At 65.9% G+C, this 25,384-nt stretch carries 27 protein-coding genes; 18 read left to right on the forward strand and 9 right to left on the reverse strand.

Annotated elements, in window-relative coordinates:
* The first annotated feature begins 77 nt into the window (after window positions 1-77).
* Together OHQ90_RS15220 and OHQ90_RS15225 are read left to right on the forward strand one after the other, a co-directional pair.
* Entirely contained in the window at window positions 78-662 is a 585-nt protein-coding gene (locus OHQ90_RS15220; protein WP_328411068.1) for a DinB family protein, read from the forward strand.
* A 174-nt stretch (window positions 663-836) separates the two neighbouring features.
* On the forward strand, window positions 837-1,967 hold the full coding sequence (locus OHQ90_RS15225) for an NDMA-dependent alcohol dehydrogenase (protein ID WP_328411070.1): 1,131 nt from the start codon (window positions 837-839) through the stop codon (window positions 1,965-1,967).
* Between the two features lie 12 nt (window positions 1,968-1,979).
* On the opposite strand, the gene OHQ90_RS15230 is transcribed toward OHQ90_RS15225, so the two are convergent.
* Both OHQ90_RS15230 and OHQ90_RS15235 read right to left on the reverse strand, forming a co-directional pair.
* Entirely contained in the window at window positions 1,980-2,324 is a 345-nt protein-coding gene (locus OHQ90_RS15230; RefSeq protein ID WP_328411072.1) for an iron chaperone, read from the reverse strand.
* A gap of 187 nt (window positions 2,325-2,511) precedes the next feature.
* Entirely contained in the window at window positions 2,512-3,705 is a 1,194-nt protein-coding gene (locus OHQ90_RS15235; protein WP_328411074.1) for a serine hydrolase domain-containing protein, read from the reverse strand.
* A gap of 138 nt (window positions 3,706-3,843) precedes the next feature.
* Here OHQ90_RS15235 and OHQ90_RS15240 point away from each other — a divergent pair, with 138 nt between their 5' ends.
* Together OHQ90_RS15240 and OHQ90_RS15245 are read left to right on the forward strand one after the other, a co-directional pair.
* Window positions 3,844-4,674, forward strand: coding sequence for a serine hydrolase domain-containing protein (locus OHQ90_RS15240; protein WP_328411075.1), 831 nt, complete (start codon window positions 3,844-3,846; stop codon window positions 4,672-4,674).
* A gap of 122 nt (window positions 4,675-4,796) precedes the next feature.
* Window positions 4,797-5,330 (forward strand): DUF3145 domain-containing protein, encoded by a 534-nt coding sequence (locus OHQ90_RS15245; RefSeq protein WP_328411077.1) that lies wholly within the window; start codon window positions 4,797-4,799, stop codon window positions 5,328-5,330.
* A gap of 66 nt (window positions 5,331-5,396) precedes the next feature.
* Here the strand turns inward: OHQ90_RS15245 and OHQ90_RS15250 are convergent, their stop codons facing one another.
* From OHQ90_RS15250 to OHQ90_RS15260, 3 genes are all read right to left on the reverse strand, one after another.
* Window positions 5,397-6,320, reverse strand: coding sequence for a glycoside hydrolase (locus tag OHQ90_RS15250; RefSeq protein ID WP_328411079.1), 924 nt, complete (start codon window positions 6,318-6,320; stop codon window positions 5,397-5,399).
* Window positions 6,321-6,410: 90 nt separating this feature from the next.
* Entirely contained in the window at window positions 6,411-7,307 is an 897-nt protein-coding gene (locus OHQ90_RS15255; RefSeq protein ID WP_328411081.1) for an RNA polymerase sigma-70 factor, read from the reverse strand.
* A gap of 286 nt (window positions 7,308-7,593) precedes the next feature.
* Window positions 7,594-8,790, reverse strand: coding sequence for an NAD(P)/FAD-dependent oxidoreductase (locus OHQ90_RS15260; protein ID WP_328411083.1), 1,197 nt, complete (start codon window positions 8,788-8,790; stop codon window positions 7,594-7,596).
* A gap of 150 nt (window positions 8,791-8,940) precedes the next feature.
* Between OHQ90_RS15260 and OHQ90_RS15265 the strand changes: the two genes are divergently transcribed.
* Window positions 8,941-9,174, forward strand: coding sequence for a hypothetical protein (locus OHQ90_RS15265; RefSeq protein ID WP_328411085.1), 234 nt, complete (start codon window positions 8,941-8,943; stop codon window positions 9,172-9,174).
* Entirely contained in the window at window positions 9,158-10,657 is a 1,500-nt protein-coding gene (locus OHQ90_RS15270) for a carboxylesterase/lipase family protein (RefSeq protein ID WP_328411087.1), read from the forward strand. The genes OHQ90_RS15265 and OHQ90_RS15270 overlap by 17 nt, the downstream gene beginning before the upstream one ends.
* Before the next feature lie 187 nt (window positions 10,658-10,844).
* Here OHQ90_RS15270 and OHQ90_RS15275 read toward each other — a convergent pair whose 3' ends face one another.
* The gene (locus tag OHQ90_RS15275) at window positions 10,845-11,822 is read right to left on the reverse strand and encodes a LysR family transcriptional regulator (protein WP_328411088.1); all 978 of its coding nucleotides are present in this window, start codon (window positions 11,820-11,822) and stop codon (window positions 10,845-10,847) included.
* A 240-nt stretch (window positions 11,823-12,062) separates the two neighbouring features.
* Between OHQ90_RS15275 and OHQ90_RS15280 the strand changes: the two genes are divergently transcribed.
* The 8 genes from OHQ90_RS15280 (at window position 12,063) to OHQ90_RS15315 (ending at window position 17,241) form a co-directional block, all read left to right on the forward strand.
* Window positions 12,063-12,209 carry a hypothetical protein gene (locus OHQ90_RS15280; protein WP_328411090.1) on the forward strand — a complete coding sequence of 49 codons (147 nt, stop codon included), beginning with the start codon at window positions 12,063-12,065 and terminating at the stop codon, window positions 12,207-12,209.
* Between the two features lie 63 nt (window positions 12,210-12,272).
* The gene (locus tag OHQ90_RS15285) at window positions 12,273-12,719 is read left to right on the forward strand and encodes a DUF4267 domain-containing protein (RefSeq protein ID WP_328411092.1); all 447 of its coding nucleotides are present in this window, start codon (window positions 12,273-12,275) and stop codon (window positions 12,717-12,719) included.
* Window positions 12,716-13,225 carry an anthrone oxygenase family protein gene (locus OHQ90_RS15290; RefSeq protein ID WP_328411094.1) on the forward strand — a complete coding sequence of 170 codons (510 nt, stop codon included), beginning with the start codon at window positions 12,716-12,718 and terminating at the stop codon, window positions 13,223-13,225. Before OHQ90_RS15285 ends, OHQ90_RS15290 begins: the two co-directional genes overlap by 4 nt.
* Window positions 13,226-13,257: 32 nt before the next feature.
* A complete protein-coding gene (locus OHQ90_RS15295; protein ID WP_328411096.1) occupies window positions 13,258-13,752 on the forward strand; it encodes a cupin domain-containing protein in 495 nt (164 codons plus the stop codon).
* A 71-nt stretch (window positions 13,753-13,823) separates the two neighbouring features.
* Entirely contained in the window at window positions 13,824-14,273 is a 450-nt protein-coding gene (locus OHQ90_RS15300) for a DUF2871 domain-containing protein (protein ID WP_328411097.1), read from the forward strand.
* 47 nt (window positions 14,274-14,320) lie between these two features.
* Complete coding sequence (locus OHQ90_RS15305; protein ID WP_328411098.1) at window positions 14,321-15,262, forward strand: NADP-dependent oxidoreductase; 942 nt, start codon at window positions 14,321-14,323, stop codon at window positions 15,260-15,262.
* Between the two features lie 52 nt (window positions 15,263-15,314).
* On the forward strand, window positions 15,315-16,097 hold the full coding sequence (locus tag OHQ90_RS15310) for an alpha/beta fold hydrolase (protein ID WP_328411100.1): 783 nt from the start codon (window positions 15,315-15,317) through the stop codon (window positions 16,095-16,097).
* Between the two features lie 16 nt (window positions 16,098-16,113).
* A complete protein-coding gene (locus OHQ90_RS15315) occupies window positions 16,114-17,241 on the forward strand; it encodes a HoxN/HupN/NixA family nickel/cobalt transporter (RefSeq protein WP_328411102.1) in 1,128 nt (375 codons plus the stop codon).
* An 11-nt stretch (window positions 17,242-17,252) separates the two neighbouring features.
* Here OHQ90_RS15315 and OHQ90_RS15320 read toward each other — a convergent pair whose 3' ends face one another.
* The 3 genes from OHQ90_RS15320 to OHQ90_RS15330 form a co-directional block, all read right to left on the reverse strand.
* Window positions 17,253-18,215, reverse strand: coding sequence for a LysR family transcriptional regulator (locus OHQ90_RS15320; RefSeq protein WP_328411104.1), 963 nt, complete (start codon window positions 18,213-18,215; stop codon window positions 17,253-17,255).
* 303 nt (window positions 18,216-18,518) lie between these two features.
* Window positions 18,519-19,511, reverse strand: coding sequence for a GlxA family transcriptional regulator (locus tag OHQ90_RS15325; RefSeq protein ID WP_328411106.1), 993 nt, complete (start codon window positions 19,509-19,511; stop codon window positions 18,519-18,521).
* A gap of 140 nt (window positions 19,512-19,651) precedes the next feature.
* On the reverse strand, window positions 19,652-20,533 hold the full coding sequence (locus OHQ90_RS15330) for an alpha/beta fold hydrolase (protein ID WP_328411108.1): 882 nt from the start codon (window positions 20,531-20,533) through the stop codon (window positions 19,652-19,654).
* A gap of 246 nt (window positions 20,534-20,779) precedes the next feature.
* Between OHQ90_RS15330 and OHQ90_RS15335 the strand changes: the two genes are divergently transcribed.
* The 4 genes from OHQ90_RS15335 to OHQ90_RS15350 all read left to right on the forward strand — a co-directional run bounded on the left by OHQ90_RS15335 (window position 20,780) and on the right by OHQ90_RS15350 (window position 24,981).
* Window positions 20,780-21,073 (forward strand): tyrosine-type recombinase/integrase, encoded by a 294-nt coding sequence (locus OHQ90_RS15335; protein ID WP_328411110.1) that lies wholly within the window; start codon window positions 20,780-20,782, stop codon window positions 21,071-21,073.
* Between the two features lie 129 nt (window positions 21,074-21,202).
* Window positions 21,203-21,622, forward strand: coding sequence for a YciI family protein (locus OHQ90_RS15340; RefSeq protein ID WP_328412849.1), 420 nt, complete (start codon window positions 21,203-21,205; stop codon window positions 21,620-21,622).
* Between the two features lie 12 nt (window positions 21,623-21,634).
* The gene (locus OHQ90_RS15345) at window positions 21,635-22,918 is read left to right on the forward strand and encodes an RNA polymerase sigma factor (protein WP_328411111.1); all 1,284 of its coding nucleotides are present in this window, start codon (window positions 21,635-21,637) and stop codon (window positions 22,916-22,918) included.
* Window positions 22,919-23,178: 260 nt separating this feature from the next.
* Window positions 23,179-24,981, forward strand: coding sequence for a serine/threonine-protein kinase PknD (locus OHQ90_RS15350; RefSeq protein ID WP_328411113.1), 1,803 nt, complete (start codon window positions 23,179-23,181; stop codon window positions 24,979-24,981).
* The last annotated feature ends 403 nt before the right edge of the window (window positions 24,982-25,384 follow it).

Here is a 25,384-nt window from a genome sequence, read left to right on the forward strand (position 1 = left end):
TTGGTTGTCGGAATCTCGCGGGCATGTGGCTGTATTTGTGTGGCTGATGATATTCAGCCGGCAATAGGGTGGGCCGCATGCCAATCGTGCCTGACGTGAAGAACTGGACCTGGGTCCTCGGGCGGTCCTGTCCGGAATGTGGATTCGACGCGGCCGCGACGCCGTACGAGGCGGTCCCCGGGCTGGCGCGGGAGTATGCCTGTCGGTTGACGGCGAGGTTGGCGCTGCCGGACGCGGTCACCCGCCCGGACGGGGGAACGTGGTCGGCGCTGGAGTACGCCGCCCATGTGCGCGACGTGTGCCGAATCTTCGCTTATCGGACCGCAGTCGCGGCCCGTGTCGATGCGGTCGACCCTGGGGTGCCCGCCTTCGATGCGCAGGGGCTCGATGCCGCGGAGACTGCCGACGGGGTGCCGGTGTTCTCGAACTGGGACCAGGACGAAACGGCGATCGCCGACCGGTATGGCGAGCAGGACCCGGCCATCGTGGCCGCCGAGCTGGCGGAAGCCGCCGACAGGGTGGCGCGCGCGCTCGAATCGGTGCCTGCCTCCGACCGCGGATTCCAGGTGCGGCGCAGCGATGGCTCGACCTTCACCGTGGAGACTCTCGCGGGCTATTTCTTGCATGACGTGATTCACCATGTTCACGACGTGCGCGGCTGAAATCGGGCAGGATCTGAAGCGAGCAGGTCTGGGGGCAGCGGGAATTGGAACCGGTTCGGGAGTTCGGCTGACCCGTACCGACGAATTTTCGACCCGGTACTAGAACGCGTTCCAGTTTTCTCGTAGTGTGGGTGCAGTCACATAGAAGCCCGTGCATGCGAGAGGTCTACACGAATGAAGACGAAAGGCGCGATCCTGTGGGGGATCGACCAGCCGTGGTCGGTGGAGGAGATCGAGGTCGGTGACCCGGTCGCCGGCGAGGTCCAGATCCGGATGGAAACCGCCGGAATGTGCCACTCGGACCACCACATCGTGACCGGTGCGACCCCGATGCCCGCCTACCCCGTGATGGGCGGCCACGAAGGCGCGGGCGTGATCACCAAGCTCGGGCCCAACTGTCCCGCCGACCTGCAGGTCGGCGACCACGTGATCCTGTCGTTCATCCCGGCCTGTGGCCGCTGTCCGGCGTGCGTGAGCGGCAATATGGCGCTGTGCGACCTGGGCGCCGGGCTGCTGATGGGTCAGGCGATCAGCGACGGCACCTATCGAATCCAGGCGCGCGGTGAGAATGTCATCCCGATGTGCCTGCTCGGCACCTTCGCGCCGTACATGACGGTGCACCACACCTCGGTGGTGAAGATCGACCCGACGATCCCGTTCGAGGTCGCCTGCCTCGTCGGCTGTGGCGTGCCGACCGGCTTCGGGTCCTCCACCCATGTCGCCGAGGTCAAGCCGGGCGAGACCGTGGTGATCGCCGGCATCGGCGGTGTCGGCATGAGCGCCCTGCAGGGCGCGGTGCTCTCCGGCGCCTCCAAAGTCGTTGCGATCGACCCGAACCCGTGGAAGCGCGAGCAGGCGCAGAAGTTCGGCGCCACGCACACCTACGAGAGCATGGCCGCCGCGATCATGCCGCTGATCGAGGCCACCGAGGGCCGGATGGCGCAGAAGGTCATCCTCACCATGGGGGAAATGCACGGCGACTACGTCGAAGAGGGCCTGATCCTGACGGCCAAGGCCGGCACTCTGGTGATCACCTCGATGGGCCGGATGGACGCCGGCGATGTCAAGATGAACACCTTCCTGCTGTCCATGCTGCAGAAGACGGTGAAGGGCTGCATCTTCGGTGGCGGCAACGCCCGCCAGGACGCACCGCACCTGCTGTCGCTGTACAAGGCGGGCCAACTCAACCTGGACGACATGGTGACCCGCAGCTACTCCCTGGAGGAGATCAACCAGGGCTACCAGGACATGCTGGACGGCAAGAACATTCGCGGAATCATCAAGTACACCGAGGCCGACTGGTAACAGTCGCGGCGGTCACCGCTCGGCAAGCATGGTGGCGATTCGTGCGACGAGGTCGTACGGAATCGGCTTGCCGAGCGGGAATTTCACCGTACCCTTGCCGGCCCGGTACGGCTCGACCTCGCGTTCGAACGCGGCATCGCCATCCGGGATCGGGTACAGGCTGACGTGCTGTTTCCAGCCCGCGAAATGAACGACGTTGTGACCGTTCAGCTCGAAGGTCGGGATGTCGTAGGCGATCGCCTCGGTCGCGTCCGGTAGCACGCCGGCGATGGTGCGCCGGATTTCCTCGAGGACCGTTGCCACATCCGCTGGGAACGAGGCGATGTAGGCGTCGATATTCGCTGGTTTCGTTGCCACGAGCTCCTCGATTCGGTGCACGGTTGGCGATGGATTGATCCGGCGAGCTGATCGAGCGGGACCAGTCTATCGATGCTGCACGCCCAATACGCCCGGTGCAGCCGACACCGCAACGTGCCACCGATTGCGATGAATGAAGTCGGCGGTGCGACGATTGCGCGCGGTGCGTCCCGCGGCTGCGAGGTGGTCAGGGATAACAGCGCAGCAGCGCCGCGCGCAGATTGCGGCTGCGGACATCGTCGAGTACCGCGAGACCGAGGCGGTTCATCGAGTAGCCGAAGCCGAGACTGGTTGCCGGATCAGCGAATCCGAACGAGCCGCCGAGGCCCGTTGTGCCGTAGGCCCGCTTGTCGGAGCCGAAGCTGAACGAGCCGCGCGACTTACGGAAACCGAGGTGGTAGCGACTCTTGGTGTGCAGCACCAGATCCTCGGCGGGCACATCATCGGCCGTGTCCGCGGCGGCGAGGCGGTCGAGCACGTCGTTGTCGATCGGCAGTGCTCCGGTGCGGCCCGCGGCAGCGCCGTACGCCATGGCCAGTGACCTGGCGTTACCGACACCGTTGGAGCCGGGCATCTCGACCTCGAGGAACTCGCGCCGAGCCGCCCTTGCCGGCGCGCCCACCCGCGGATTGTTCAGCGCCGCATAGGAAAACCCGCGCTTGGCGAATAATTCGGCGCCGATCCGCATGGGGATGTCGCGCTCGTAGCGCAGGATGTCCCTGCCCTCGGTGGCGGCGAGGGTCGCGATGCGATCCATGCTCTGTTCGGCGGGCAGGCCGATGAAGAAGTCGAGTCCGAGCGGTTTTGCGATCTCCTCGGCGAAGAACCGACCCAGCGAGCGACGTGCGGGATCAACGCGGCGCACCAGTTCGCCTTGATAGAGGCCGAGGGTGATGGCGTGATAGCCGTGCCGGGTGCCGGGACGCCATGCAGGTTTCTGCGCGGCGAGGATGGTGGCCAGCCCATCGAGGTCGGCGAGCTGGGGGAGGCGGACCACGGTGTCCAAACCGGACAGGCCCGCCTGATGGTCGATCAGTTGCCGGACGGTGACAGCGTCCTTGCCGTTGACGGCGAACTCCGGCCAGTACGTCGCGACCCGCTCCTCGTAGTCGAGCAGGCCGCGCGACACCAACGCGGCGATCACGAATCCGGCCATGCCCTTCGTCGAGGAGAACACCGGGACGATAGTGTCCCGCTCCCACGGCAGCCTCCGGCGCCGGTCGCGATGGCCCGCCCACAGATCGACGACCGGGCGATCACCCGCGTAGACGGCGACCGCGGCGCCGATTTCGCCGTGCTGGGAGAAGTTGCGGCGAAAGGCGTCGGCGACGGGTCCGAAACCGGACTCCACCTCGCCGTGGATAGTGGGCTGTGCGCTCATGGTTCGTAGATGGTACCGGCGGTACCGGAGTCTGTGGGTGTCGGTCGACACGGACCCGGTCGAGTATCCGGAGACGTCGCGGAATCGGTGGAAGTGTCCGCTTACCCCAGCCTGTCGGGTGTCTCGTACGCTCGCCTGGTGCGTTCACTCGAGCAGATCAGGGACTGGCCGGTTCGGCATGCGGGGGCAGGCGTCGTCACCAGCGTGGGCGCGACGACCGCGGGCGACGTCGAGCGAGTATTTCCGCTCGCATCGGTGACCAAACCGTTGGTCGCCTATGCGGTGCTCGTCGCGGTGGAGGAAGGCGCGCTCGAGCTCGACCAGCCCGCGGGCCCACCGGGATCGACGGTGCGACATCTGCTGGCGCACACCTCCGGTTTCGCCTTCGATACAACCGATGTGCTGGCCGCGCCGGGGACTAGGCGGATCTACTCGAGTGTCGGCTTCGAGGTGCTTGCCGCGTTCGTCGCCGAGCAGACCGGGATCGGGTTCCCCGAATATCTGCACGACGCGGTCTTCGAACCGCTCGGCATGACCGCCTCGGTGCTGACCGGCCCCGCCGGACACGCGGGCCGCTCCACTGTCGCCGACCTGACGCGCTTCGCCGCGGAGTTGCTGAATCCGCAGTTGATCTCCGCGCAGACCCACGCCGAAGCGACGTCGGTCCAATTTCCGGGACTCAACGGTGTGCTGCCCGGTTACGGCTCGCAGCGGCCGAACGACTGGGGGCTCGGTTTCGAGATCCGTGACGGCAAATCGCCGCATTGGACCGGTGGCGGTAATTCGCCTGGTACCTATGGCCATTTCGGGCAGTCCGGCACATTTCTGTGGGTCGATCCGAAAATAGGGGTGGCGAGTATCGCGTTGACCGACGAGAATTTCGGCGACTGGGCGCGGGAGGTTTGGCCGGTCTTCTCCGATGCGGTGATCGCGGAGTCGACGTTTGCGCGAAATGAGGCACCTGAGTAACGCCACGGAACATGGTTCCGAAGTAACACGTGTAACTCCGGGCACTCCAGTACACTCAGGCAACGCCGGATTCGACGGGTCGTTGGGGAAGACGTCCCTCGTCGAAGCTGGAGGTGTTAGTGGTGCGCGCATCGAGTCAGTTCGCGGACGCGACGGCGGGTGTGGTCTACATCCACTCGTCGCCTGCCGCGCTGTGCCCACACATCGAGTGGGCACTCACCTCGGCCCTGGCCGCTCCCGCGAAACTGCGCTGGACCGCGCAGCCCGCCGACGGCCAATTGCGCGCAACCAGTGACTGGGTCGGGCCGGTAGGCACCGCGGCCCGGATAGCCCAATCCTTGCGGTCCTGGCCGGTGCTGCGCTTCGAGGTCACCGAAGACCCCAGCGACGGCGTCGACGGCGAGCGCTACAGCTTCGTGCCCAACCTCGGCCTCTGGCACGGTTCCACGAGCGCCAACGGCGATGTCACCCTCGGTGAGATGCGCCTGCGCGCCCTCCTGCAAGCCTCCCGCGAACTCGGCAAGTACGCAGGCTACGACCTCGCCGCCGAAATCGACCGAGCCCTGGGCACCGCATGGGATGAGGACCTGGAGATTTACCGTTATGGCATCGAATCCGGCGCCGAAGTCACCTGGCTCCGCCGGGACGTGGGGTAGATCGGGTTTTCTCTGTAGGTGTTTGCGAAGACAACTGATCTTCTGGTGGGGTTTTCCAACCGTCGCTCAGGTTTCGGATGCCGGCAGGTTCTCCGGGAAGACGGTGACGTGGCGGATGGTTCCGGAGAGGCCGGGGAGTTCGCGGGGCGCGGTCCAGGTGCGGAAACCATCGTGGCTGTCGCTGTAGAAGTATTTGTCTTCGGTGTAGGCGTCGAAATAGATACGCCAGCCGCCGGTGGGCAGCTGGATGAGCGACTGGCCTTCGCGTGGGGTGCCCCAGCCTGCCCAATTGCCCGTCGCGACAAAGACATACGGGCCGGCCGCATTAAGGGCGACGGCGAGCTCGATGTACTTGGTGGTCTCGTTCTTGGTGAACGCGAAGTACTTGCCGCCGTGTGCGACCACGGTGGTGTCGATGTAGCCGATCGCGGCGGTATCGAACGGGTTGGGTGGTGCCAGCCCTGCCATCGGTGTCAGCACACTCCACGACCGCATCGACACATCGGTGGCCGTCATCAGGTACGGCGTGAAACGGCGCCCGTTGGTCAGCGACACGATGATGCTGATGCGGCCGTCGACATCGACGAACCACTCGGGTGCCCAGCATGCCTCCACACCGAGCATCGGGACCGTGAAGTCGAAGAGGTGTGTCCAGGTGACTCGATCGCTGCTCCGCGCGAATCCGATTTTCTGACCGTCCCCGGACGCGGTGTAGGCGAGATAGTAGTCGCCGTCGACATTCCGGAAGATGCTCGGGTCACGCATTACTCCGTTCGGCGGCCGATAGGCCGAGCCGCGCAGCAATTGGAATGCGGTCGCATCGGTGGATTCGTAGACATACAAATCGGTTTCGCTGCTGTTGGTGAATGCGGACATCGTGTACCGCACCGAAGTCGCGCCTCCCGCGGCGCGTCCCACCGACAGCGCAGCCAACGGCAGAACGGCCGCCAGCGCCAGCACCGACCTCCGACAGACCCTTCCCGACGTCATCGTCCGAATTATTCAGGCCGGGTCGTCCTGGACCCGCAGACACGCCGCCTGCGATATTCCTGTCCCAGATGGCTATTCCGCCACCGGTATTCATCGCAGGGTGAGCGGGGTCTCGGATTCGATGCGGGTCAGCTTCTCCGGGTTGCGTACGTAGTAGAGGCCGGTGATGCGGGCGTCCTCGACGCGGATCGCCATGATGCCGTCGAGCTCGCCGTCCAGGTGTATGAGCAGTGCTGGGTTGCCGTTGACAACGGTGGGGTCGATGGCGAGCGTGGCTCCGAACTTGCCGGTGCCGCTGATGATGTAGCGTGCCACCTTCTCGGCGCCGATGACCGGCCGCAGCGCAGCTCGCTTGATGCCGCCGCCGTCGCTCATCAGGACGACCTCGGGGGCTAGCACGTCGAGGAGGCTTTGTGGGTTCCCGGTTTCGAGCGCGCGCTGGAACGACTCCAGCGCCGCCCGGGTCTGGCTCGGGGAGACCACGGAGCGCGGGCGGCGGGCATCGACGTGCTGGCGGGCGCGGTGCGCGATCTGGCGGACGGCCGCGGGGGTTTTGTCTACGGCGGCCGCGATCTCGTCGTAGCCGATGTCGAAGACCTTGCGCAGTACGAAGACGGCGCGCTCGGTCGGCGACAGTGTTTCGAGGACGAGCATCAACGCCATCGACATGCTCTCGGCGAGCTCGACGTCCTCGGCCACGTCCGGTGTGGTGAGCATCGGTTCGGGTAGCCAGGGGCCGACGTAGGTCTCCTTGCGGCGGTTCATGGTGCGCAGCCGGTTCAGCGACTGCCGTGTGGTGATCCGGACCAAGTAGGCGCGCTGGTCGCTCACCGTCGCCATGTCGACCTTCACCCAGCGCAGCCAGGTTTCCTGCAGGACGTCTTCGGCGTCGGCCGCCGATCCGAGCATCTCGTAGGCGACGGTGAACAGCAGGTTGCGGTGGGCGACGAAAGCCTCGGTCGCCGGGTTGGTGGCGTGGTCGCCCATATCTCGACCTCTCTCCTTCACTGCCGACCCTGATTGCCGACAGCCCTCGAGCATGCATCCACAGCAAGGTCCTTATGTTGCTAGCCGTTCGATCCGACACACAGTGCGATCGAGGGTGGGACACCATCTGGCGCACGGCTGTGACACATCGAGCTGCCGACGGTCCGTTGCTTAGCGGACCGCCGATGAACGCATGCCTGTGGCGGCGCCCGGGATCGGGGCGTCGCCGCACGACATGCAGTCCGGATCCGTTGATAGTCAACCGGACCGACCACGAGTATGTGGCCTAGGCCGCCCGTTCAGTGGTGGCCGGTGCCGCGCCGCGTTCGGCCTGCAACAGTTCCCGGCGTTTGTCATCCTTGACCCACGTCAGCGAGCCGGGCTTGCGCGCCTCGTCCGCCAGATGTTTGACGGTGTGCTTGCACACGAACTCCTTGAGCTTCGCGCCTGGTCCGCCACCGAGGTAGAACTTGATCGCGGTGTCATCTTTGGAGGCGAACTGGAAGATGCCGGCGCGCCGACCCAGGCTGATGCACTGGCCGAAGAAACCCAGGTTGATGGGCGCCGGTTGCTCATCCGCGATCCGGCTGAGCACCGTGTCGGCGGCATGTGCGCCGATCCTCGTTGCGGCCTGGCAGCTCATCCGGAACGGCAAGTCCGACGGAGCCGCCGAATCCCCGGCCGCGACGATGCGCACATCATCCACACTGGTCAATGTCTCGTCGGTGAGCAGGCGACCCAAGGCGTCGGTGCTCAGCCCGCTGCGGCCGGCCAGGTCAGGCACGCCGAATCCAGCGGTCCAAATGGTCACGTTGCTTCGCAGTGTGTGGCCACCGCTGAGCCGCACGACATCGCGGGTCACACCGGTCACCTTCGCGTCGGGGCCTTCGAGCATCGTCACCCCGAGTTCGGCCAGCCGCTTGACAACCGAGCGTCGACCCCGCGGATGCAGGTACGGTCCGACTACGTTGCCGCAGACCAGGGTCACGGTGCGGCCCTGCTCCGCCAGCTCGGCGGCGGTCTCGATGCCGGTCGGGCCGGATCCGACAACTGTCACTACGGCCGTGGCGGGCGCGGCGTCGAGGACCGGCCGCAGCCGCTGCGCCTCCTCCAGACTGGCGATCGGGTAGGCGAACTCCGCCGCTCCGGGCACGCTGGGGTCGGCGCTGCCGCTGCCCACCGCGTAAATCAGGTAGTCGTAGTCGACCGTGCCGCCGGTTGCCAATGTCACGCTGCGCTCGGCCGCGTCGATCCGTGTCACGGTGTCGACGACCAGCCGGATGCCCTCGGCCAGGACTTCGCTGTAGTCGACGACCGCGTCGTCGGACCCGCCCACCAGTTGGTGCAGGCGGATCCGCTCGACGAAACTCGGGCGCGGGTTGATCAGGGTCACCGTCACGTCGTCGCGCTGCGTGAGGCGGTTGGCCGCCATGACGCCGGCGTATCCTCCGCCGATCACGACCACATCGATGTTCTCGGTCATGGTGTCTCCTTCGTTTCCAAGGGGTTCGGGCACAAGACACCGCGTGCTGGATCGTTGTGACAGTGCGTGAGGCAGGTCACTTCACGGGTTTGGGTTCGGCACGCCTGTCAACCGCTGCGGAACACCCTGAACGAACAGTCGTACCAGCGCTTGATCTCGGCCCTGACCATCGTCGTCGGCTGGAAGGCCCAGATCGCTTTGCGCGACGTGCGCGGCCTGGACCCGCAGGCCGAACAGGAGGCCGTCACCTGGGCCGCAAGGGTTTTGGTCGAGGCCGCGATCAAGGAAACGACGCACACACCGAGCGCGGCAGCCAAGATTGATGCACCCGTTGGATGCGCCGGAGAAGTAAGGGTGAGTACCCCGCGTGAATGTCGAACCTGAAATCCGCACGGCCGCCGGAGTTGTGCGTGGCAGGTGGGAGAACGCCGTCGCGGTCTTCCGGGGCATCCCCTACGCCCGATCACCGATCGGCTCGAGACGGTTCGCGGCGCCCGTTCCGCCACAGCGGTGGGACGGCGCCCGCGACGCGCTGAAGTTCGGTCCGTCGGTTCCCCAAGCAGGCGGCGCGATGTCGTCGGTGTCCGGCGGGACCGCTGATGGTGACTGCTTGACCCTCAACGTCTGGTCACCTGACCTCGGTGCCGCCGGGCTGCCGGTGATGGTGTGGATCCATGGGGGCAAGTACCTGGAAGGCACCTCCAGTAACCCGCATCATGACGGTGCGACTCTCGCCAAGTCCGGCGTGGTGATGGTCAGCATGAACTACCGCACCGGAGTGGAAGGCTTCGCCCACATCGCCGGGGCCCCGAACAACCGCGGCATCCTCGACCAAGCCGCCGCGTTGCGGTGGGTACAGGACAATGTCGCCGCGTTCGGCGGCGATCCGGGCAACGTCACCGTGTTCGGCCAGTCCGCCGGCGCGGGTTGCATTGCGGCGCTGCTGACTATGCCGATGGCCGCTGGGCTGTTTCGTCGTGCGATAGCCCAGAGCGTCCCAGGCACCTACTTCTCCACCCGGCTCGCCGCTGCTATCTCGGCAACGATCGCCGCCGAACTCGGTGTGCAAGCCACCGTTGGTGAGCTGGCCCGCATCTCCCCACGCGCACTGATCAACGCAACGGACGCGATCATCCAGAGGATGCCGGAACTCGTCGAATCGTGGGGCCCCATGGCGCTGACCCCCACGCCGTTCTCACCCATCGTCGACGGTGACGTCCTCCCGCACGCGCCATGGCGTGCGCTCGGCGGCGGCGCCGCGCGGGGAATCGATCTTCTCGTGGGGCACACCCGAGACGAATTCCGGCTGTTCAATACCCGGCTGGGCAGCGAGGTGACCGATGAGCAGGTGTCCGCCACACTCGTGGGTCTCGCGCCGGCCTCGAACAGCAGCGGGGGTTACCGCGCCGTCTACCCCGAGGCCACCCCCGAGCAGCTGTATGAACTCGTCAACTCCGACTGGCTGTTTCGGATGCCGAGTCTGCATCTCGCGGCCGCCCAGTACGCCGGGGGTGGGCAGGCCTGGACCTACGAACTCTGCTGGAGCTACGACCAGGAGCAGGGTGCCTCGCACAGCCTCGACTTGCTGCTCGTCCTCGGCACGCTCAGCGTTGAGGATGTGAGCAGCCATCCGTCCGCCGGCGCGAACGCCGCAGACGAGGTCATCGGCGTCGCACACCACATGCGCACCGACTGGCTGAACTTCGCGACCACCGGCAACCCCGGCTGGGCGCCCTACGATCCGGACACACGATCCACCCGTGTCTACACCGCCGAGCCGATCACCCAGCCCTACCCCGAGGAACGCTCGCGCCACATCTGGCATACACACCGGTTCGACACCCTGGACCTACTTCATACCGAGTAACAGCGACACGATGATGCCGACGCGGCCGTAGAGGTCGACGAACCACTCGGGCGTCCGACAAGCCTCGATTCCGGGCATCGGGACAGTGAAGTTGCAGAGGTGTCCAGGCTCGGCGACCTCGGCCACCAGTAATAGGACGTCATCGAGGTGGCTTGGGGTGGTCAGGTGTCCCCGTTGCCGTTGAGGTCTACCGGCGTTGGCGCAGTTGGCCTTTTGGGTGCCGGGCCGCGGCGGCGATGCAGGCGCTGGCCATTTGCGCCGATTGTGGTCCGCGGCAGTCGCTTCTGCTCGTCGTCACTGCCGCCTCGTTGAACGCTCGGATCCGGGCATTCTCCCGGGATTCGCGCCAGATGAGGCGGCCTTCCAGCGGCGGTGCGTCATCGATGGGCAGGTAGGTGATGCGCGGGTGGGCGCGGTAGCAGGAACCCTCGTCGCCCACCATGAACGCGCCCTCGCCTCCCCCGACCAGACTGATCGCCTCCTGAAAGGTGTTGGCAGTCTTGCCGTACCGGATCAATCTGCCATCGGGTGTCCGCTTCGGCACTCGATCGTCGGCCACGACCGACGGCGTCGAGTCGGGCGCTCCGATCAGCGTAATGTCGGCCAAATCGTTCAGAGACACAGAGTCGCGCGCGGCCAACGGGTGTCCGCTCGGGAGGGCAAGCAGCCGAGGCAAGCTCCGCAGTACCGGGCCGATGCCGAGGTCGGGCCCATCTACGGGATGAAACATGAGCACCATCTCGACCAGATCAGCGCGCAGGGCTGCCGAACCCTCGAAGAGGGGCAGTTCCCGGATTCGGACGTCGGTGCCTGGGTGGGTGGCGGTGAACCTGTCGGCGGCCTCCAGCACGAAGGTGCTTGCCCCCGCGCCGACAAAGCCGACCTCGAGCACGCCGGTTACACCCCGGCCCGCGGCGGTCGCGCGCTCGACTGCCAGTTGGATCAGGTCGTGGCCGGGGCGCAGGTCGTCGAGGAACTGCTTGCCGACCGGGGTCAGCGCCACGCGGCGGCTGGTGCGTTCGAACAGCGGAGCGCCGACGCGGCGCTCTATCCCCTGGATCGTCTGGCTGACCCGTCCGGTCGACACCTGTAGCCGCTGCGCGGTCTTACCGAAGTGCAGCTCGTCGGCCAGCGCCAGGAAGGCCTCGATCTCATACCGTTCCACCGCTACTCCGTCTCGCTCGTGCTGAGGCCCGCCAACTCGAGGGCCCTACTAACTACCGCCGAGACGCGGGATTTGTTCCTGATCGTCCGGGCGACCTTTGCCGAGGTCACCCGAACGAGACCGCTGAACGGATCGTTGAGTCGTTCTAAACGGTTGTTAGGCAACGGGCTGTTGTTCCTGGGACTCTCTTCCCGAATTCTTGGAGACGCAGTTTTCCAGTGAGACGAGAGATGAGAAGCGATGTCCGAGAAAACCAAAAGCGTCCTTGTGCTCGGTGACACAGGCAAGACCGGAAGCCGGGATGTGGATCGACGGCCACCGCGCGACTTCACCGACTACGCCGATACAGCGGCCGCCACCGGGATCTGGCAGGACAGCGCTCAATGACGTCGGGGCGCACCCCAACCCCGGCATCGCCAGCTCGACGATCGACATTCTGGAGCACCAAAGTTGAATCTCTCCCGCATCGCCACCACCCTTTCGCTGGTCGGCGCCGCGTTCATCATCTACGTCGGCATCAGCTATCTGGTCACGCCGGCGTCCATGGCCCCGCAATTCGGGCTCCCCGAGTGGCCACACGGTGACGCGGTCGCCTTCTTGAATATCAAGGGCATTCGCGATATCACGGAGGGACTGATCATCCTCGCCCTACTTGCCGCTCGACAGCGGTTCGCGCTGGGCCTGGCGACCCTGGTCATCGCGCTGACCCCGTTCGCCGACATGCTGACGGTGCTGCGCTACCACGGGTCGACCTCGACCGCTCTGAGCGTGCACGGCCTCACCGCGGTGCTGGTCGCGCTTACCGGTGGCCTATTGCTCCGTGAGCAGCGCGTGCTGCGGACCGGCCACGAAAAGGCAGCCGCCGCACGGCTTATCGGTGCCGGGGCCGCACAGTGAGGACGGCCCGAGCGGCCACGCTGGTCCTGGCAACGGTGTTGGCCGGTCTGACGGCAGGGCTGTTCGCCGGGTTCGCCTACTCCGTGATGCCCGGCTTGCGCCGCAGCAGCGATACCGCCTTCGTCGAGGTCATGCAGAACATCAACGTGGTCATTGTGAACCCGTTGTTCATGACCTTGTTCATGGGTGGGCTGGTTGCGGGGTTGGCCGCTGTGGTGACGAACTGGCGGTCGGATGATCCGGCGGTTCGGTACTGGGCCATCGCCGGGTTCGTCTGCTACGTGGTGATGTTCGGGATCACCAGCGGCGCCAACGTTCCGCTCAACGACAAGTTGGCTGCTGCGGGTGACCCGGCTCAGATCGCCGATCTGGCCGCGGTGCGTGCGCAGTTCGAGGGACCGTGGGTGGCCTGGAACATCGCCCGCGCGATTGTGAACGTCGGTGCGCTCGGCGGCTTCGCATTGGCACTGTTGCGTTTCCGGCGTACCGCCGACCGAGCAGCCTGAACCGAGAACCATTTGTCGAAGGAGTCACCCACATGTCACTGAACGTGCCGGAATTCGCCGAGTCCACCATCGTGCGTTCCGACGACGCCGAAGTAATCGGCCAGGCCCCCATTACCATCCGCCTGCTTGCCGACAGCAGCTCGACCGGCGGCGCACTGTCCACGCATCGGGTCACGCTGCGGGATGGTGCGAATGGTGCGGGCCCGCACCATCATTCGCGCTCGGCGGAGCTGTTCTACATGCTCGACGGCACAGCTCAGGTGCTGTCCGGCGACCAGGTGGTGACCGCCGAACGCGGCGATGTGGTCGTCGTGCCGCCCGGCCTCGCGCACGCATTCGCCGCGGCGCCGGGACACGACGCCGACATTCTCATCATCATCACCCCCGGGGTCGAACGGTTCGAGTATTTCCGGCACCTCGAGCGCATCGCCTACGGGAAGGTTCCGCCCGAAACCCTGCTGGATGTCCAAGAGATCTATGACACCTACTTCGGCAACAGCACGACCTGGAACGACGCCAGATCCTGAACGACAAAGGGCGGGCCGATCGCACGCGGGCGGCCCGCCCACCCGGAAACCCTGACTCAACGAAGGCCATCTTGAAGAAGATCTACTATGCGGCGCACACCTACATGATCATCGGTGTGATCAGCGGCTTGTTCTACCGCGAGTTCACCAAGTTGCACGATTTCACCGGCAACTCCCAACTCGGTCTGGCGCACACCCACCTGCTCGCCCTCGGGATGCTGTTCCATCTCATCGTGCTGGCATTGGAGAAAGCGTTCACCCTGAGCACCAGCAAATTGTTCGACTGGTTCTTCTGGGTCTACAACGCGGGTCTCGCACTGACCGTCGCGATAATGACCACCCACGGTATCCAAACCGTCGTCGGCGCCGAGACCAGCGCCGCGATCTCCGGCCTTGCCGGGCTCGGACACATTGTGCTCACCATCGGTCTGATTCTGTTCTTCATCAACCTCGGCAAGCAGATCCCCACCAGTACAGCGCAACCCGATCTCGCACCGCAGCAGCACAATCTGCCCGTCTGATCGACCAACCGCCGCCCTCGGCGACCCGGTATGGGGAAATGGAGAAAATGAACATGCGCGCTATCGCGCAGGACACCTTCGGTGGACCTGAGGTCTTGAAGGTCATCGAGGTGCGGCGGCCCGAGCCCGGGCCCGCCGAGGTGCTCGTTCGAGTGAGCGCGATCGGGGTCAACCCGACCGACTCGTGGCATCGAGCCAGCGGCGGACTGGCGGGCGGGCAGACACCGGTCAGGCTGGGCTGGGACGTATCCGGCGTCGTCGAAGCCGTCGGACCTGGCGTCACCATCTTCGCGCCAGGTGATGAGGTGTTCGGTCTGCCACGGCACCCACAACCGGCGGGCACCTACGCGCAGTACGTGACATCCCCCGCACGGCACCTGGTCCGCAAGCCGTCGCGAATGTCGCATACCGAGGCCGCCGCTTTGCCCCTGGCCGCGCTCACCGCGTGGCAGGCGCTGGTGGACACCGCCGACGTCCGGCCCGGCCAGCGGGTGCTGATCCACGCCGCGGCGGGCGGTGTCGGACACCTGGCCGTTCAGATCGCGAAGGCGCGTGGCGCCTACGTGATCGGCACCGCCCGCTCCGTCAAACACGACTTCGTGCGCGGACTCGGCGCCGACGAGGTCATCGACTACGTCCAGGTCGACTTCAGCACCGTCGCCCACGACATCGACGTTGTCCTCGACACGATCGGTGGCGAGTACGGTCCGCGTTCCCTGACGACCCTGTGCGCCGGCGGTCTGCTCGTCTCCCTGGCCGCGCCGTCCGAGTCCTATCTGGCCGACGAGGCGCGCCCGCTCGGCCTGCGCGCCGCATTCATGATCGTCGAAGCCGACCGGGCCGGAATGCTGGAGATCGCCGCGCTGGTCGAAACCGGCCGTCTGCGTCCACAGATCGATACGGTCTTGCCCCTCGAACTGGCCGCCGAGGCACACGAACTCAGCCACAGTGGACGCATTGCGGGAAAGATCGTCCTCACCGTCGATTGACCGCACACCAACACGAACCTCGAAACCCGACTCGCACGATACGAAGGACGCAATGCCCTACTTCCAGCCCGGCGACGTTCGCACCTGGTACGACGTTCATGGAGACGGCGAGCCGGTGCTGCTGTTGCACGGTGGTTTTGTCGACTCGCGCTCCTTCGGACCCGCGGTTGCCATGCTCACCGACCGATTGCGGGTATTCACAGCGGATCGCCGAGGGCACGGCCGGACGCCCGACCTTCCCGGCCCGATCTCCTACGACCTGATGGCGTCGGACACCATCGCGTTCCTGGATCAGGTGGTCGGTGCCTCGGCCCACCTGGTCGGCTACAGCGACGGCGCGATCGTGGCGATGCTGGTCGCGATCCGCAGACCCGACCTCGTGCGCAAACTGGTGTTGATCAGCGGCAATTTCCACTATGACGGCATGACACCCGGCTTGCTGGACGGGTTCATGACCGGTGGATTGGTGCAGCGGCTCGGACCGAGATACGGCGAGGTGTCCCCTGACGGCGAGGAGCACTTCCCGGTCGTAGTGGACAAACTGCTGCGGATGATGGCCGAGGAGCCGACCTTGACCGAGCAGCAACTGACGCACATCGCCAGCCCCACCCTGGTGATCACCGCAGACGACGACGCGGTGACACTCGAACACACCATCGCGCTCTACCGCGCGATTCCGGACTCCGAATTGGCCGTCGTGCCCCGCGCCTCGCACCTGCTTGTGGTGGAGAAACCGGCCCAGGTCTACCCGCTGATCGCCGACTTCCTGACCATCGAACCCGCGCCGACCCTGCAACCGATCCGCCGGTCCGCCGAGCCCAGTCCGGCGCGTTGACCGAAAGGAACATGCCATGGCGGCCCCGGCAATCGACCGAAAAGCGTCTCGCTGCATCACAATTCGCGCCTCGCTGACTCGACGCGAATGGATCCGCGTCGCCGCGATGGTGGCACTGATCGCGGCCTTACACGTGATCGGCTGGGGCACCTTGGTGACGTTCGTTGCCCCGCAACACTTCGATCTCGGCGACCAGACACTCGGCATCGGCATCGGTGTCGGCGTGACCGCCTACACCCTCGGTCTGCGACACGCCTTCGACGCCGACCACATCTCGGCAATCGACAATACGACCCGCAAACTGATGAACGACGGGCAGCGGCCATTGTCGGTCGGGTTGTTCTTCTCTCTCGGCCACTCCACCGTCGTGTTCGCGTTGGCGCTGCTGCTCGCTGTCGGAGTGAAGGCAATCGTCGGCCCGGTACAGGACGACTCGTCGGTGCTGCACCACTACACCGGCTTGATCGGCACCACCGTGTCGGGCACCTTCCTCTACCTCATCGCGATCATCAACCTCACGGTCCTGGTCGGGATTCTGCGGGTGTTTCGCGCGATGCGCGCAGGCGGCTATGACGAAGCGGCACTCGAAGAGCAGCTCGAAAAACGCGGATTCATGAACCGGTTCTTCGGCGGGTTGATGAAATCGATTACCAAGCCGTGGCAGATGTACCCGGTCGGAGTGCTGTTCGGCCTAGGCTTCGACACCGCCACCGAGGTCGCGCTCCTGGTCCTGGCAGGCACCAGCGCAGCCGCTGGACTGCCCTGGTATGCAATCCTGTGTCTGCCAATCCTTTTCGCCGCAGGAATGAGCCTGTTCGACACCATCGACGGCTCGTTCATGAACTTCGCTTACGGGTGGGCGTTGTCCGAACCTGTTCGCAAGGTCTACTACAACATCACCATCACCGTCCTGTCGGTGGTGGTTGCCTTGATCATCGGGACTATCGAATTGCTCGGCCTGCTCGTGGACCAACTCGGATGGATCGGCGGACTCTGGGACTGGATCGGCGGGCTGAACCTCAACAGCGTCGGGTTCGTCATCGTTGGCCTGTTCGTCCTGACCTGGGGGGTGGCGCTGCTCGTCTGGCGCTATGGCCGTATCGAAGAAAAATGGTCCGGGCACAAACAAGAGCAAGCCGACTGAGGGCGGGAGTATCAGGCGACCGGTTCGGTCGAATGTCCGACGTTACGGAGGCAGTGCGCGCCGCACGTATCGTCGACTCGATTGCTCGCGCTACGCGTAGAGACCAGCGCGTCGATACGTTGTGCCGCAGCTATCTCGAGTAGCGTCTGAATGAACGCGCACACCAGGGCCGAGTCCCCGATCGTCGGCCAGATCAGGCCGTATTCGATGGGCGGAGCGTCACGGAACGGAACGAATGTGATGCCGGGGCGAGCGTGGTACCGAAGGCCTCGCACAGCCACGGGGGAGACGCCGCGGCCCGCCGCGACGTGGGAAGGTACTTCCGTCCAGTAGGTGGCGGTCGGTCCCTGCGGGATCGGCCGGCCTGACGGGGTGTGTGTGGGGAGGTGGAAGTCCAGCCAATACGCGGGGATATCGCCGTGGATGGACACCAGCGGGGCGTCCGCGAGATCCTCCAGCGACACGGTGTCCCGACGTGCGAACGGATGCTGCGCCGGAACCATGAGCGCACGTGGTTCGGAGAAGATTACGGGGCCGACCGTGAGGTCCGGCTCGTCGATGGGGAATTCGCTGATCTGTAGGTCGAGGTCGCCCGATCGGAGCGGGCCGAGTGGATTTCCGAGCTGTATTTCGTGGACTTTGATCTCGCAGTCGGGATTGCGACGCTGGAAGGCTTCGGCGGCGAGACCGAGCAGGTCGGCTACCCATGGTGTGGAGTACCCGACGCGGAGTGTGCCCGTGATTCCACGACCGAATTCGATTGCCCGCGCGATCGCCAGTTGGACGCTCTGGTAGGCAGGGCGCAGGTCATCACGGAGTCGTCGTCCGGTAGCGGTGAGAACGACTTGGCGGCTGGTGCGGTCGAACAGTGGCACGCCGACGCGGCGCTCCAACTTCTTGATCGTCTGGCTGACCCGCCCCGTCGACAGCCCGAGCCGTTCGGAGGTCCGTCGGAAGTGCAACTCCTCGGCCAATGTCAGGAACGTTTCGATCTCGTAGCGCTCGATCGTGGGACTCCTCGAGTGCGATCGGAAACTTGGGTATCCGATCATCGCATGTCAGATGCTTATTCGATAGCCCGCTCTCGGCAATGATCCAGTTGCACGATGCCGGGTTCCCGGCGCTGAACCGGACGCCGTTGAGACGGTCGGCATTCGAGCACGGCTATCGTCGCGCTACCAGCAGCCGTCGTCTCAGGGAGACACCGCAGTAAGCGCTAGGACAACTCGACGAGGAGTGCGACGGGTCGCCGAAGGATCAGCTGTTGTGCATCGGGCTCATGGGCGGTCTTCGGCGAGGCTTGCGCCGGTGGCGAAGTGCTGGCGGTAGCGCTCGGGGGTGGTGAAGAGGCGGCGGGTGAAGACTCGGTGGAGGGTTTCACCGTGGCGGTAGCCGACCGCGCGGGCGATGGCGGTGATGGTGAGTTCGGTGGATTCCAGGAGGCGGCGGGCCGCTTCGATGCGGAGGTCTTCGACGAATGCGGCTGGAGTGCTGCCGGTTTCGGCTCGGAAGGCGCGGGCGAAATTGCGTTCGCTCATGTCGGCGCGCTCAGCCAGAGTAGCGACTGCCAGGTCGTCGTCGAGATGGTCGGGGAGCCAATGCTGGACGGCGCGGATGGCAGGGGTGCGGGCTGGCTGGGCGCGCAGTTGGGCGCTGAATTGGGCTTGGCCGCCGGAGCGGCGGGTGAAGACGACGAAGGCGCGGGCGATCTGCTGGGCCATTTCGCGGCCGTGATCGTCCTCGACGAGGGCCAGGGCGAGGTCGATGCCGGCGGCGACGCCCGCGGAGGTCCAGCGGTTGCGATCGTGGACGTAGATGCGGTCGGGCTCGACGGTGACGCGAGGGTAGGTGCGGGCCAGTCGATCGGTCGTACCCCAGTGGGTGGTGGCTCGGTAGCCGTCCAGCAGGCCCGCGGCGGCGAGCAGCAGCGAGCCGGAGCACACCGAGGTCACTCGGCGGGATTTGCGGGCCAGGGCGGGTAATTCGCGGACCACTTCCGCGGATACCGGCCCGGAGATCCAGCCGCCGACGACCATCAGGGTGTCGATCTCGTCAGGGGAGGCGGCCAGGTCATGCAGCGAGTGTTCGACCGCGATGGTCAGACCGCCGTCGGTCTTGATCGACCGGCCCTGCGGCGTGGCCGTCACGAGCCGGTACACCGTCTTCTCGGCGACCGCGTTGACGAACCCGAAAACATCCATCGGCCCGGCCAATTCGACCAGCTGCATGCCCTCGTAGGCGACGAAAACGATGGTGCGCGGTGCGGGCATGCCGTCATCATCGCAGTCGGGACAGGTGGCCGCCACGATCAGTGCGTGACCGTGGCGGCAGTCGGGCTCCCACATCGCCGCATGCAGCGGGAATATCGCCGCGCACAGTGGGGGTCGGGAGGCCCGCCCGGGCGGCCACATCAGCCGACGCGCCCGGCCCCGGCGCTCTTGCCGCGCACCGCGTGCTGATCGAGGAACGGGATGAGCACTGCGGCAACACGATCCGAGAACTGGGCGTGCGGATAGTGCCCACCGTTGTCGACCATCACGACCCGGCCCACACCGTCCGGCATAGCGGCCACGATCGCGTTCGCCTCGGCCTCGGGATCGGCGAAATCCGGGTCCGCCGAACCCATGATCACCAGCGCGGGGCAGCGGACGTCCGTCAACCGTGCGTGCGCGTCCGCGGGGGTGGTCTGTCCGGTTTTCATGAATTCCGCCCAGCGCTCGGGCTGCCGCAGGATGTTCTCGAGGTCGGCGAGGTAGCGGTCGTAGTCGGCAGGCTTGGTCGGATAGGCGATGTCCAGATATCGCCGCCACCAGGGCAGCGAATTGATCATCGAGGTGAGGGCGAGGCGGACCATGCCGCGGCGGTATCGGCGGCTGGTGAGCAGGGCTCCGGCGTGCATGCTCTGGGTGAGGGTGAAGGGGTCGATCTCGACGATCGCGGTCACCAGCTCCGGGGCCTGCGCCGCGGCGATCGTTGCCGAGCCGCCCGACAGCGAGTGCCCGACGATCACCGCCGGGCCGCCGAAGTGTCGGATGACGCCCAGCAGGTCCTGCGCTACATCGGTGCGGCTGATGGCCGCTTTTCCGGTCACCGACGGCCAGTCGAGGCTCGATTCGCCGTGCCCGCGCATGTCCACGTTGACCACCCGGTAGCCCGCGTCGGCCAGGGGGCCGACGAGGTGGCGGAAGTCGTGCCGCACGGTGCCCATGCCGTGTGACAGCACCACGAGCGGTCCGTCACCGACCACATCGCAGGCGAGCTGCCCGTGTTCGAGCGTCACATACTCGGTCATTGTCGTTTCCTTCCAGCGGAATCATCCGGTGGCCGCGAGTGCGACCTGCTGGAATTGAACGCCGTGAAATCGGCGCGACCGATACCGAAGGCTGGACGGGTCAGCCGGATGGCCGATTTCGTCAGATTCTGACCAGTGTCACCGCGGAAACGACAGTCGCTGACCGCGGTTTCGACCGGGCCTCTGTGCTTTCGTGAACTCGGTCCGCGCCGCGAGGTATTCCTCGAGACCGAGGAATACGCCGCCTTGCACGAACCCCTCGAAGCGGCCGACCGGCTGATCATCGACGTGTTGATCGGTACCGGAATGAAAATGGGCGAGGCCCAGGACTTACACAAGGAGCACATCGACCTAGAGCGGAAGACGATCTCGATCGAATGGGCATGGGACAAGGCTGCGCGCCGCGTGAAGCCTCCGAAAGACCACGAGAAGCGAGTGATTCCGATTGGTGACACGCTGACGAAGCTCCGTACCACCGTGATCAAGCGGGACGGCCTTGGCGTCGGCGAGGGGTCGGTCCGTCCGGTCCATGACGGATGATCACGCGGGTGAGCAGTCGTAAAACCCGCCCGGCCGCGAAGATTCTTTCGGGCCGTGTCGATCTGTCGCGTTCGCTGTTCGACCTTGGAGTGAGAGGGTCGGTAGGCGACCCGGAAAGGGAGGATGACAGTGAAGTACATGCTGATCTGGCGGGCCACCGATGAGGGCAATGCGGCCATGGAGGGCGTCGACTTCGAGAAGCTGCTCGAGACCGTCGGGCGGTACAACGACGAGATGATCCGGGCCGGGGTGCTGGTCGCGGCCGAAGGGCTGGTCGGGCCGGAAGAGGGCGTGGTGGTGGACTATTCGTCGGAGCCGCCGGTCGTCACGGACGGACCGTACGGGGAGACCAAGGAGCTCTTCGGCGGGTTCTACATTCTGAACGTGGCCTCCAAGGAGGAGGCCATCGAATGGGCCAGGCGGGCCCCGTCGTTCGGGCCGGGATTCAAGACCGAAATTCGCCGGGTCACCACGATCGACGAATTCCCGCAGGACAACGAATGGATTCAGAAGGAACGAGCATGGCGCGAAGCCACCGGACAGTTGTGAGTCGCTGAGCGAATGGCCGATTCCACGGGTCGTGAGGCCGTTGCCGCCGTGTGGCGGATCGAGTCCGCGCGGATTGTCGGGGCGCTCGCGCGCTACACCGGAGATTTCGCGCTGGCCGAGGACCTTGCGCAGGAGGCATTGGCCGAGGCGCTGGTGAACTGGCCACGGGATGGCGTGCCGCGTAATCGGGCCGGGTGGCTGCTCACTGTCGGGCGGCGACGGGCTATCGACGCGTTTCGCCGACGTGCCGCGCTCGATGACCGGTACTCCGCCCTCGCCCGCGATCTGGGCGAGGGCGGGGTCGCCGCCGGTGGCCCGCCCGCGGAATCCGCGCGTGCGCAGACACCGTGGGATCCCGATCAGGTCGACGATGACGTGCTCGCGCTCATCTTCATCGCGTGCCATCCCGTGCTTTCGCGCGAGGCCCGGATCGCGCTCACGCTGCGGGTGGTCGGCGGCCTGTCCAGCGACGAGATCGCCAAGGCGTTTCTGGCGCCTACGGCCACCGTGCAGGCCCGGATCACGCGGGCGAAGAAAACTCTTGCAGCGGCTCGCGTTCCGTTCGCCGTGCCGTCCGCGCAGGAGCGCAATGAACGCCTCGGGTCGGTGCTCAGCGTCATCTACGTGATCTTCACCGAAGGATCGTCCGCCACCTCGGGTGAGGATCTGATCCGATTCGATCTGGCCGGTGAGGCGCAGCGGCTGGCCCGGGTGCTGGCCCGGTTGATGCCGGCCGAACCCGAGGTGCACGGGCTGCTGGCGCTGCTCGAGCTCACCGCTGCACGCTTCCCGGCCCGCGCCGACTTCGACGGGCAGCCGATTCTGCTGGAGCACCAGAACCGCCGCCGCTGGGACCGCCCGGCGATTCGCCGTGGGCGCGCCGCCCTGGACCGGGCTACCCGGGTCGGCCGCGGCCTCGGCACTTACGGCCTGCAGGCCGCGATCGCCGAATGCCATGCCGTCGCCGCATCCGTCGACACCACCGACTGGGACCGCATCGTGCTCCTATACGAGGCCCTGGGCCGCCTTGCCCCCTCCCCGGTGGTCGACCTCAATCGCGCGGTCGCGGTGTCTATGGCACAGGGCCCCTCGGCCGCCCTCCGCATTGTCGACGAGCTCAAAACCTCCGCAGCCCTGGCGAATTCGCACCTGTTGCCGAGCGTTCGCGGCGAGCTGCTCACGCGATTGGGCCGCAGCGGCGAGGCACGTGCCGAACTCGAACTCGCCATCCGACTCTGCGGAAACGAACGGGAACGCGCCTTGCTTGCGAAAAAGCTCACGAAGTTTGTCGTATAGCTCAGAGGTACGCTGAACTTGCGACAGGTTTGCTGACGGATTTCTGGGCACGATCCGCACACTCACACCGGTGGCGGGGCAGTGTCCGGCGGCGTACCTGCCGGCACAAGCATGGCTGGGAAATTCGCGGGCCGACGATAGCGCCGACTTTCGACTGTCTGGCCTGGCCGAATCAACTAGTGTGGGGCTACCCGCTCGGGCGGGGGTTGGAATGCAAGCAAGTACACCGTTTGCCAGTCAGGTGGTCACAGGACGGCACAATGGATGACACGGCAGTGAGTGGCGGGGACGGCACTTGGGGGCCAGCGGAGGCGTTCGGACGCTATCGGCTTCTGTCGCTGCTGGGGCAGGGCGGCATGGGCCAGGTGTGGCGGGCGCAGGATTCGCTGACCAACCGGGTGGTGGCGCTCAAGGTGTTGCCCGAGCGCTTCGCCGATGACGAGCAGCTGCGCGAACGGTTCCGCCGGGAGTGCCGGGCGGTGGCGCAGTTGACCGAGCCGCATGTGATCCCCATCCACGACTTCGGCGACATCGACGGTCGGCTCTACCTGAATATGCGCTTGATCGAGGGCACCGACCTGCGCAAGGTGATCACGGAAGAAGGGGCCTTGTCGCCGCGGCGGGCAGTGGCGATCGTCGCACAGGTGGCCGGTGCGCTGCAGGCGGCCCACGACGTAGGGCTGGTCCACCGCGATGTCAAACCCACCAACATCCTGCTAGGGGCCAATGAGTTCGCCTCCCTGATCGACTTCGGGATCGCCCACGCCGCCGACGACCGTACGATGACCACGATCGGCGAGACCATCGGCACCATCGCCTACATGGCGCCGGAGGAGATCAGCTCGGAGGTCAAGGCCGATGCCCGAGTGGACGTGTACGCGTTGGCGTGCGTGCTGTATGAGTGCCTGACCGGCCGGCCGCCGTTTGCGAGCGCAATGGGGATACAGGGTGTGATGGCCCATCACCTGCACACCCCGCCGCCGCGTCCCAGCACCACTACACCCGATGTACCGACCGCGTTCGATGCGGTCATCGCCAAGGGAATGGCCAAAAACCCCGACGATCGTTACCAGACCGTGCGCGAGCTGGCCGCGGCGGCCTCCGCCGCGGTGGGCGATTCCGCGGTCAGCACCACCGAGGGCGTGGCCGCGCGTCATGGGCGGCGAATCAGATTGTCGCCCAAGGCCGCCTGGCTGCTCGCTGCCGCGGTCGCGGTTACGGTGGTGGCCGCCGTAGCTGTCGTCATCGGTGTCCAACGGGAATCAGGCGGCGGTGGCAACTCGCCCGCACCTATCGGCTCGGGCTACTCGTCACAGACTCCGCTGCCGTTTACCGGCGTGAGCCTGCCCACCGATGTGTCTGTCGACACGGCGGGCAACGTATACGTCAGCGACATGGGTAACGATCGGGTGGTGAAATTGGCGGCGGGCGCGTCGACGCCGATCCCGCTGCCGTTCACCGGCCTGAATAATCCCCAGGGTGTGGCGATCGACACTGCGGGCAACGTTTACGTCACCGACACGAGTAACGATCGGGTGGTGAAATTGGCGGCGGGCGCATCGACGCCGACCCTGCTGCCGTTCACCGGGCTCAAAGATCCCCAGGGTGTGGCGGTCGACGATGCAGGCAACGTGTACGTCGGCGACCGGGGTAATGATCGGGTGCTGAGGTTGGCGGTGGGCGCGTCGGCGCCGACGACGCTGCCGTTCACGGGACTCCAAGATCCCCAGGGGGTGGCGGTCGACGCTGCGGGCAACGTATACGTCACCGAATTGAGTACCGAGCGGGTGCTGATGTTGGCGGCGGGCGCGTCGGCGCCGACCACGTTGCCGGTCACTGGGCTCAAAGATCCCCAGGGTGTGGCGGTCGACGCGGCGGGAGACTTGTACGTCGTCGACTGGGGTAGCAAATGGGTGGTGAGGTTGGCGGCGGGCGCGTCGACGCCGACCCCGCTGCCGTTCACCGGCCTGAAGAATCCCCAGGGTGTGGCGGTCGACACGGCGGGCAACGTATACGTCACCGACCTGGGCCCCAATCCGGTGGTGAAACTCTTGGTCGGCTGAACCCCTGTTCCGCTGTCCGGTGCCAAGATTTCGTCGCCAATTCGCGGCGAAGAGCACGCCACTCAAATGCTGCCAACCTGCTGGTAGAGGCATGAATTGATCCGTACGCCGACTACATGATCATGCAGTCACCACCCCACCGTCAGCCAGCCGACCAACACCAGCGATCACGAAGTCGGGCTGAAGTACTAGGAGACCACTGGGCGGTGTAGGAATTCACCTACAAACGGCGCTGGGATTCGCTGGCCCACCACATGGCGGTGCTGCTCGACGATTCGACGCAGCGCCTGCCATCGGCAAACTGGATGAGCCGATGCGCGCCGTCGGTGGGGAGCTCCACCGATGATCTCGGGCCCCACCGATGATTTTTCGTGCCAGACGGTGTCTGTATCTCTGGGAGGTA

Origin of the sequence: Nocardia sp. NBC_00403, assembly GCF_036046055.1 — a bacterium.
Lineage (GTDB): Bacteria > Actinomycetota > Actinomycetes > Mycobacteriales > Mycobacteriaceae > Nocardia.

Excerpts from the sequence above, each read along its gene's own strand:
- OHQ90_RS15330 (WP_328411108.1), bottom strand. The coding sequence starts at position 20,533 with ATGACCGAGTATGTGACGCTCGAACACGGGCAGCTCGCCTGCGATGTG.
- OHQ90_RS15220 (WP_328411068.1), top strand. The coding sequence starts at position 78 with ATGCCAATCGTGCCTGACGTGAAGAACTGGACCTGGGTCCTCGGGCGG.
- OHQ90_RS15305 (WP_328411098.1), top strand. The coding sequence starts at position 14,321 with ATGAACATGCGCGCTATCGCGCAGGACACCTTCGGTGGACCTGAGGTC.
- OHQ90_RS15345 (WP_328411111.1), top strand. The coding sequence starts at position 21,635 with ATGGCCGATTCCACGGGTCGTGAGGCCGTTGCCGCCGTGTGGCGGATC.
- OHQ90_RS15310 (WP_328411100.1), top strand. The coding sequence starts at position 15,315 with ATGCCCTACTTCCAGCCCGGCGACGTTCGCACCTGGTACGACGTTCAT.
- OHQ90_RS15295 (WP_328411096.1), top strand. The coding sequence starts at position 13,258 with ATGTCACTGAACGTGCCGGAATTCGCCGAGTCCACCATCGTGCGTTCC.
- OHQ90_RS15255 (WP_328411081.1), bottom strand. The coding sequence starts at position 7,307 with ATGGGCGACCACGCCACCAACCCGGCGACCGAGGCTTTCGTCGCCCAC.
- OHQ90_RS15325 (WP_328411106.1), bottom strand. The coding sequence starts at position 19,511 with ATGCCCGCACCGCGCACCATCGTTTTCGTCGCCTACGAGGGCATGCAG.
- OHQ90_RS15225 (WP_328411070.1), top strand. The coding sequence starts at position 837 with ATGAAGACGAAAGGCGCGATCCTGTGGGGGATCGACCAGCCGTGGTCG.
- OHQ90_RS15250 (WP_328411079.1), bottom strand. The coding sequence starts at position 6,320 with ATGACGTCGGGAAGGGTCTGTCGGAGGTCGGTGCTGGCGCTGGCGGCC.
- OHQ90_RS15235 (WP_328411074.1), bottom strand. The coding sequence starts at position 3,705 with ATGAGCGCACAGCCCACTATCCACGGCGAGGTGGAGTCCGGTTTCGGA.
- OHQ90_RS15260 (WP_328411083.1), bottom strand. The coding sequence starts at position 8,790 with ATGACCGAGAACATCGATGTGGTCGTGATCGGCGGAGGATACGCCGGC.
- OHQ90_RS15315 (WP_328411102.1), top strand. The coding sequence starts at position 16,114 with ATGGCGGCCCCGGCAATCGACCGAAAAGCGTCTCGCTGCATCACAATT.
- OHQ90_RS15350 (WP_328411113.1), top strand. The coding sequence starts at position 23,179 with ATGGATGACACGGCAGTGAGTGGCGGGGACGGCACTTGGGGGCCAGCG.
- OHQ90_RS15280 (WP_328411090.1), top strand. The coding sequence starts at position 12,063 with ATGTCCGAGAAAACCAAAAGCGTCCTTGTGCTCGGTGACACAGGCAAG.